We start from the raw sequence: 8164 nt of genomic DNA on the forward strand, positions 1-8164 counted from the left end.
TGCGGCATGCGTAGCATACTTAAACTTATGTGGGCAAATATCCGACGGGGGAAAGGCAGTTTCAAGGGGATAATAATACTTATGATGCTTATGACATTCTCCTTTTCGGGGACTGTCAGCAACAACGACCGTCTGAGAGAAGCACGCGAGCAAAAGTTCGCTGATGCGGGTGTATCAGACCTTATGGTGAACATCTACGACGATATACTGACCGATGAGATGCTTAGTTCTGCCACAGAACACCCTGCTGTCAGTTCGGTGACGGTGAATGAAGCATTGTTCTTCTCCACCGCAGTACAGATAAACGGTGAGGACAACAACATGTGGTTCTCGTTAAGGGCTGATGATGGTGACACCAACGTTTTCACCGAAGACGGGAACAGTTTCCGTGAAGATGCAAGCCTTTCGGACGGCGAGATATATCTGCCGTACAAGCTGCGGCTGGCAGAAGGTTTTGAAGTGGGGAATGAACTTTCACTGCGCACACACAGCGGATATGACGAGAAGTTCATCATAAAGGGCTACTACGAAGATATCCTGACAGGTGCGACCACGATGGGCTGGAACTACTGCGTGATAACACCGCACGACTTTGACAGGATAAAGTCTGAAAAGGCAGACAAACTCGGCGGAGAGAGCGTATGCGTGCTTAAGGTAGACTGGCTTCACATCAACGCAAAAGACGGCATAAGCTGTACCGAACTTAGAAAACAGCTTAGCCGCGATACCGACCTTATCAGTTCTGCAAACAACGCCATGACACGGGATTATTTCACAGACAGCATAGAGATGTATTCCCGCGTGGGCACACGTTCGGTTGGGATATTCGTGATGCTGCTGACGATAGTCATGCTGATAACCATGTACAACAGCCTTGCGGCAAGCATCGACCTTGACAGGACTGAACTGGGCATTCTCAAAGCTGAGGGTTTTACCGCAGGACAGATAAGTCTGGTGTACATTTTACAGTATGTCACAGCGCTGACGCTGGGTGGCATCGCGGGGATACTTGTGTCGGTGCCTGCCTGCCGCTATCTTATAGGGGCATGGAAGAATATCACGGGCATAATGACAGATACCGGCGTTTCTTACCTCAAATGCGGAGGACTGTGCGCGGCTATGACGGCAGTCAGCACAGTGTTCATACTTATCGCGACCTCGAAGATAAGCAGGATATCGCCTGTGCGTGCCATATCGGGAAATATCAGCGATGCACATTTTGACAGCAGGCTCGACCTGCCGATACACGCAAGACCGCTCAGCTTTTTTCTGGCACTAAGACAGCTTGGGTCACGCAAAAAGAGCTATATCGGCACAGTGCTGATAGTAACTATGCTGGTGTATTTTGTGGTCAGCATAATGATACTGGCAGGCGGACTTGATACAGACAACCTGTTCTACACAATAGGCGGCGAGATAGAACTCACCGATATGGGCGGGCTGAATATGTCGGAAACAGATGGTATCGAAGCAGAGATACAAAAAACAGACAAAAATGCTTTCATCGAATACTCCTGCCGACACAATATGCTGCTTGACGGAGAGTCTGTGATGGTACACGCTTACCGCGCGGCGCAGGAGGTGTTCAAGCCCGAAGAGGGTCGTGCGCCAAAGTATGACAATGAGATAATGATAACAAGAAATGTCAGCGAACAGCTTGGCAAAAAAATAGGCGACACCATCACCGTAAAATATAAAGACAGCGAAACGGATCTTATAATAACAGGCTATTTCCAGACCGTCTGGGATTTCGGATATCTCTCCGTGATGACAACAGACGGCATAAAGCGTTCGGGACTGGACGAGATATACGAAGCATACATAAGGCTGGGCGACCCGTCAAAGCGGGAAGAGGTCACAGATATGCTGAATGAAAAATACAAGGGCAGACTTGAAGCATCTGCTTTTGAGAACAGCGCATACGCCGAAGCCTACTCGAAGATAGTAAATACACTGATGCACTCGCTGACAGCCGCAATGTATTCTGTACTGCTGATATTTGCGGTGGTAATCGTAAACATGGTGTGCAAAAGGGCATTCATACGCGAACGCACAGACATCGGTATATACAAAGCTATGGGTTTCACGGCGGGGGCACTTCGCACACAATTCGCGGTGCGCTTTACGATAATAGCGGTTATCGGTGCGGCGCTGGGCTGTATCATCAGCGTGTTCTTCTCACGAAAGATGATAACCTACATACTGCATGTAGTCGGGCTGACGGATTTCACCTCAGCCAACCGCCCGCTAACCTTTATACTGCCTGCTATAGCCATAAGCGCGTGCTTTTTTGCGGCAGCTTACATATCCTCGCGAAAGGTGAAGACAGTTGAGGTAAGCGAACTGATATCAGAATAACAGGGGGATAATATGGACTCAAAAACAGCACTTATTGTAATCGACCTGCAAAACGACTATCTTTGGGACAAGCGTAAAAAGATGTTCGGCTACGATACCGAAAGACTAATAAGTTCGGTGAACAGGGCGGTACACACAGTCAGCGAAAAAGGCGGAGATGTCATTTACATCGCACAGATGTTTCCTGATATCATCACCAACAGGTGGTTCATCGGTTTTTCCATCAAGGGCACTGAGGGTGCTGAACTTTTTGGTAAGCTGGACATAGTGAGCGGTCTGTATTTCGAGAAAAATCTGCCTGACAGCTACACCGCCAAAGCATTCCGCCGACACATGGAAGAGAAAAATTACACGGAAGTTCTGCTGTGCGGACTTGACGAGTGCGGCTGTGTCGGGGCAACGGCAAGGGGTGCTGTGAAAAACGCGATCAAGCACGCTGTAACTATCACAGTTCAGTAATAATGCAGACAATAAAGCCGATGCACCAAAAGCATCGGCTTTTTGTTGAAAAAAATTCAGTTTGGCAGACAAAAAAAGCTCACACCCGCCGTGAATAACGGCTTGTGTGAGCTTTGATATTTCTACGACCACATTTTGCGGTACTGCATGACTGTGTAGCCACTTACCTGCTGGAACTGCCGCATGAAGTATTTCAGGTCTTTATAGCCGCATCTTTCGGCTATCTCGGCATTTGAAAGCTGAGTCATGGTTATCTGATAGCGTGCGGCGGCTATCCTTGCATTGATGCAGTCATCATGCAGGGTGAAGCCGTAGCATTTGCGGAATATCGCCCGCAGATAGCCGTCACTGCCGTAAAAGCGCGAGTAAACATCCTGCGAGTTGAAAGTCATCTGCGGTTCTTTGTACAGCATCGCTCTCAGCTCGTTCAGCTTTTTGTAGTGGGGCTGAGCGCGTCTTTGCGAATACCTCTCGCTCAACTCGGCTATCTTTGCAAAGCAGTTCTCTTTAATATTGAAATATTCCATGTCGCCGCATGGTACAGCGGCGCACACAAAAGAGTCCAGCCCGTACTTTTTCATATAGATGCTGTGGTGCAGGAGCAGTGCCGCCAGCTGCTTTGAAAGCACATCGGTATCGGGGATATCCCTTATCAGGCAGACAAAAGTATCATCGCTTATCTTGCCGCACAGCCTGTCGCCGCAGAACTGTCTGACAGCGTCCGCCGCATCCTGCACAGCGTAGATATGTTCGTTGTTGTCGGTGCTGTTCCGGTACAAGCCGCCTGACATGCCTATCTTAAGTGCCACGAAGTACAGCCCGCTCTTTTCGACATTACGGTATTTGCGCCTCAGCCCGTTCTCGTTTAGCATGCCTGTCAGCGGGTCACGCTTTTCTGATATATCCTGACATTGCAGGTAGAAGCTGATATCATTTTTCATGCGCAGGTATTCAAGACCGTTTGAGATGGTCTTGAGCCAGCTGCGAAGAAGCTGATTGAATGTGTCCTCACCTTTAAAGCCCATCACCACATAGCCCAGTTCTCTGTCTGAGAAGAACAGCGGGCAGAAATAATAGTGCGCGGCTTCATCTCTGAAAAATGTTGAGATATCGTACTTGTGGAAAACGAACGGTTCGCTGTCAGACAGCAGGTCATAGCTGACCATCTTGTCGGAATTTTCAGAGTCGTCATACCAGTTCTCATAAAGGCACAAGTTGACCTTATCGGCATACATTATAAGGAACTGCGGGTCACGGCACTGCTCAATAAATTCAGTGATGCTCCTGCACTCCATCAGGCGGTGTTCAAACTGTATCAGCGTGTGAAGATCCTGATAGGTGTCACGGAAGCGTGCCGCCTGTATATCAGCCTTGATATCGGCTATCTTTGAACCGCATGGACAGGTATCACCGCATATAAGTTGTCCGCGCGGCGGGGGTGGGTCAAGGTATTCGCCGCAGTCTATCTTATGCGCCAGCATCTCAACAGCCTGCACGCCCAGCGCACTTCTGTTGCGGCGGTAGGTGGTCAGCAGCGGCAGATGGCTACCGCGTTCACGGATATATTCATAGCTTATCACCGACATTTTCTCGGTGATATCGATATTTCTTTCCATATACTCGTCCAGCAGACCATACGCCATGTAGTCATTACAGCATATGAGCGCCTGCGGGTAAGGAAGTTCGCCCTCGATATACTTCACCGCATGGGCACGCCCCGAAGTCAGCCAGAAATCACCAAAGAACACCTTGCTTTCGTCAAAAGCGATGCCGTGTTTTTCCAGCGAGCGCCTGTAGCCCTCAACACGCCTGTGAGAAACCTCCTCATTGTAATTGCCTGACAGTATATGGATATCTGTATATCCGTGTACATCTATAAGATGGTCACACACATCTTCGAGGTCATTTTCATCACAGGTGTTGACATAGTGATATGACGGCTTTGTGAAGCCCTCCATCTCGACACCCAGCGTCAGTATCGGCACATCCTTGCGTTCAAGCTGTTCGGTTATGACCCTCTGCACATCGGCGTTTATGACAGCTTCCGAAATGAGTATGATGCCGTCAAGTTCATCAGAACCTATCAGTTCGTAGATTATGTTCTCTGTTTTCAGAACATCGGCTGTTTCGGCGGGATTGTATATATTTGACATTATGACTATGTCGATATCCATCGCCCGCGCCTGCGCGTAAATGCCGCTGAGTATCTCACGCTGTTCGATATTAGCGACAGTAGCAGCAACAACCCCGAATACCTTTCTCCTTTTCAAGCGGCTCCCTCCTGCTTCGATATACCTGCCGATAACGGCAGGGCATAGAACACCTAAGCGAATAAAGTAAGATAATGCCACATATCAGACCGCAGGGTATGCTCCCCTGCTCATCTTCTGCACCGAATGGTATCGGCAGTGATGTGACAAGGCTGAAATATAAACGCTTTTTCCTCTTTATATATCCTTCATGCAGATAATTCCGCTTTAACTGAACGCATCATAAAACAGACCACAGCGTTCAGTGTTTTCTTTTTATATATCCTGCTTTGATTATACCACATAGTCCTGATTAAGTCAACGACATTATATGAACAAATCCGTTATATATTCGCTCAAACGCCGTATTTAAGGGCTTTATCATCGACTGTGGTAGAAAGATATATTATCGAAATCTGGTTTTCTTCTAGCCTTGCCGTTTACGATAGCGATCGCACCCTCATGGCAAGCCTTCGCACACAGACCGCAGCCGTTGCATTTTTCTTCGTCTATCTCAATTATTTTCCGTATCATAGCCATACCTCCTTGACTTTCTGTATCCATTATAGTATAATCAAAGGAGAAAGTATGTTGTAATTACAACATTTCAGGAGAAAAATATGGATATTTCAGTTTTGCATAATTCGATACTGTTCAAGGGCTTTGATGATACCGAAATATCGGAGCTTATGAAAGCCCTTAATGCAGCCGAAAAGAAATACAATAAAGGTGCGATGATATTTTCATCGGGAGAGATCACCGATAAACTATGCTTTGTGACCGCAGGCAGCGTTACCGTGGAGAGCAATGATATGTGGGGAAACCGCACGATACTCAACCTTGTAGGTAAGGGACAGTTCTTTGCAGAAAGCTATGCACTCCTGCCTGATGTGCCTATGCTGGTCGATGTCTGCGCCGCTGAGGATTGCACTGTTGTTTTTCTGAGCATGAAGTCGCTCGCTGACCTCAACGATACGATAAGGGCGAGACTGCTTGCAAATCTTCTGACTATCACCACAAGAAAAAATCTGCACCTGTCGAGCCGGAGCTTTCATACTGCTCCGAGACAGGTGCGTGGACGTATTATGGCGTACCTGAACACCATATCGGTTCAAAAGCATTCCCGTGAGTTTGATATACCCTTTGACCGTCAGCAGCTTGCAGACTACCTCAATGTGGAACGGTCTGTGCTTTCCAATGAACTTAGTAAAATGCAGAGAGACGGACTGATACGATGCAGGAAGAACCATTTTGAGATCATATAACAGAAGCGCAGATGACCAATTTTAGCCATCTGCGCTTTTTTATGTTTCTGTTTTCTCAAAGCCCTTCAATACCTGTTTATCCGAGAACGAGGACAGCTTGCCGTCCGACCATTCTATGAAAACATTGTCCATTTCGTCTATATAAAGTATCGTTGCCGTTGAGCCGATAGGATAGTCGTTGGTGACTGTCTCGGTCATTTTGATCTTAGCACCGACTGTGATAGAGTCCATCATAGTTATAACCTCCTGAAATTCACACACTTGCTCTATTATACTACAATGGGGATTCGGTGTCAAGGGACAGATTGATTATTATGGGATTGCACGGCAGTTGCACATGAGCTGCAAGAAAAGCTGTAAAAAACACTATTGCACAACGATCTCAGGATATGCACCGAGCATTTTTCGCACTTCGTCCAAATACTCAGCTCGCTCTTTGGCAGGAGCAGCAAGCTCCACTCCGCTGCCGAACTGCATCAGCCACAGGTAAAATTTCTGATTGATGCCTACACGAACATGGAAACGCACGAAGTCGCTATCCTCATCAGACATGATCGAAGCGAAGTATCCGAAGTTCTCACGCATCTCATCAAGCAGATACTTCCTCACTCGGAGCGTGACCGAGGTGAAGTATTCGGGAGCGAACATATCCGTCACGAAGCCCTCATATTTTTCGTCCGGCGGCAGACGGAGCTGTGTCGTGTTACCGCCGACGATATTCTTCATTCTGTCAACTCTGTATATCCTCCACTTGCTGTCGGTCAAGTTGAAGCATTTGAGGTAAAACCGTTCGTGGAAATAGATCACGCTCACGGGGAGCATATCTCTGTCCTTCAGATAGTATTTGATCTGCTTTTCACTCTCATCATACTTGCCATACTCAAAATTGATTTTCCGCCGTTCACCGATCAGGCGGTGTATCTTATCCAAGTTTTCCAAAAGGTCAAGTGTCGAGGGGCATTGTTCGTTCAGAACGATTCGGCTTATAAGCTGTCTGATCTCCGCATCGGAACACATACCCTCAAACTTCTTGATAAGCAGCCGCTTTTGCTTTGAAGTCAGGAACTTATTTATGGAGATAGAATCCACAATGAAGCGTATTTCATTGAACGAGAAGCCTTTGTCGATCAGAGCATAGTAAGCCTTGTTATGGTCACGGCTCTTTTTTACAATATTATTTCCCATACTGGTGAGCCTGTCGATGTCTCGCCTTATCGTGACTTCGGCAGGATAAGACAGCGTCCCTGTGTTGGCTACATAATCTTGAATATCCTTGATTGATACATAGTGGTTTTCATCAGAATATCTTGATAGGTATTCCAGTACGCAAATGATACGTTCGTGTTCCATTCCATTTCCCTCCGATAGTATTGAAATATCCCTGTTCTGTGCATTGACGGAACAGGGATTTTTGTTTACTAAAGTTACTGTCACTCTGCCTGTTCAGAGTGGTGTCAGATATTCAGTTGAAGACAGCTCAGGAACGCCACCCTGTGATACTATTATTTTATCATAGAATGACCTGCTATTCAATCGGGTTCGGAATAAAGGCGCATATAGTTCGGAATGTTTATCTACTATCAATTCTAAATGTAAATATTTTGTGAACATTTCGCCTTATCTACCCCAAAAATCCAAAATTGTCGGTAGATAAGTGAAGGGGTATGCAGCCGCAGTCGCTTACGCTCCAATTCCTCTAACGGAGAGAGGAAACTTCCGAGAGCCGCAGGCTCAAATTGAAGTCACGCACAGAGGGCGTGACTCAAACCCAGCAAGCACGGTATCTCCGCATTACAATTTTCCAAAATTGAATGCTCCGATACACAGCTTGTC

At 47.0% G+C, this 8164-nt stretch carries 6 protein-coding genes and 1 pseudogene; 3 read left to right on the plus strand and 4 right to left on the minus strand.

Annotated features, from left to right (window positions below; translation table 11 throughout):
- Positions 1-6 precede the first annotated feature (6 nt).
- Together CUS_RS10040 and CUS_RS10045 are read left to right on the plus strand one after the other, a co-directional pair.
- Positions 7-2358 (plus strand): ABC transporter permease, encoded by a 2352-nt coding sequence (locus CUS_RS10040; RefSeq protein ID WP_172634525.1) that lies wholly within the window; start codon positions 7-9, stop codon positions 2356-2358.
- A gap of 12 nt (positions 2359-2370) precedes the next feature.
- Complete coding sequence (locus tag CUS_RS10045) at positions 2371-2817, plus strand: cysteine hydrolase family protein (RefSeq protein WP_002850184.1); 447 nt, start codon at positions 2371-2373, stop codon at positions 2815-2817.
- 122 nt (positions 2818-2939) lie between these two features.
- On the opposite strand, the gene CUS_RS10050 is transcribed toward CUS_RS10045, so the two are convergent.
- Entirely contained in the window at positions 2940-5087 is a 2148-nt protein-coding gene (locus tag CUS_RS10050) for a substrate-binding domain-containing protein (protein ID WP_002850092.1), read from the minus strand.
- A gap of 405 nt (positions 5088-5492) precedes the next feature.
- A pseudogene (locus CUS_RS19200) lies at positions 5493-5600 on the minus strand (ATP-binding protein); the annotation flags it as partial.
- An 86-nt stretch (positions 5601-5686) separates the two neighbouring features.
- On the opposite strand from CUS_RS19200, the gene CUS_RS10055 reads away from it, so the two are divergent.
- Positions 5687-6331: a Crp/Fnr family transcriptional regulator gene (locus tag CUS_RS10055; protein ID WP_002850172.1), complete on the plus strand. Its 645-nt coding sequence runs from the start codon at positions 5687-5689 to the stop codon at positions 6329-6331.
- Between the two features lie 39 nt (positions 6332-6370).
- Here the strand turns inward: CUS_RS10055 and CUS_RS10060 are convergent, their stop codons facing one another.
- Together CUS_RS10060 and CUS_RS19205 are read right to left on the minus strand one after the other, a co-directional pair.
- Positions 6371-6565, minus strand: coding sequence for a hypothetical protein (locus tag CUS_RS10060; protein WP_002850180.1), 195 nt, complete (start codon positions 6563-6565; stop codon positions 6371-6373).
- Between the two features lie 132 nt (positions 6566-6697).
- On the minus strand, positions 6698-7681 hold the full coding sequence (locus tag CUS_RS19205; protein WP_002850227.1) for a helix-turn-helix transcriptional regulator: 984 nt from the start codon (positions 7679-7681) through the stop codon (positions 6698-6700).
- Positions 7682-8164: the final 483 nt, after the last annotated feature.

It is taken from the genome of Hominimerdicola alba 8, assembly GCF_000178155.2.
Taxonomy (GTDB): Bacteria; Bacillota; Clostridia; order Oscillospirales; family Ruminococcaceae; genus Hominimerdicola; species Hominimerdicola alba_C.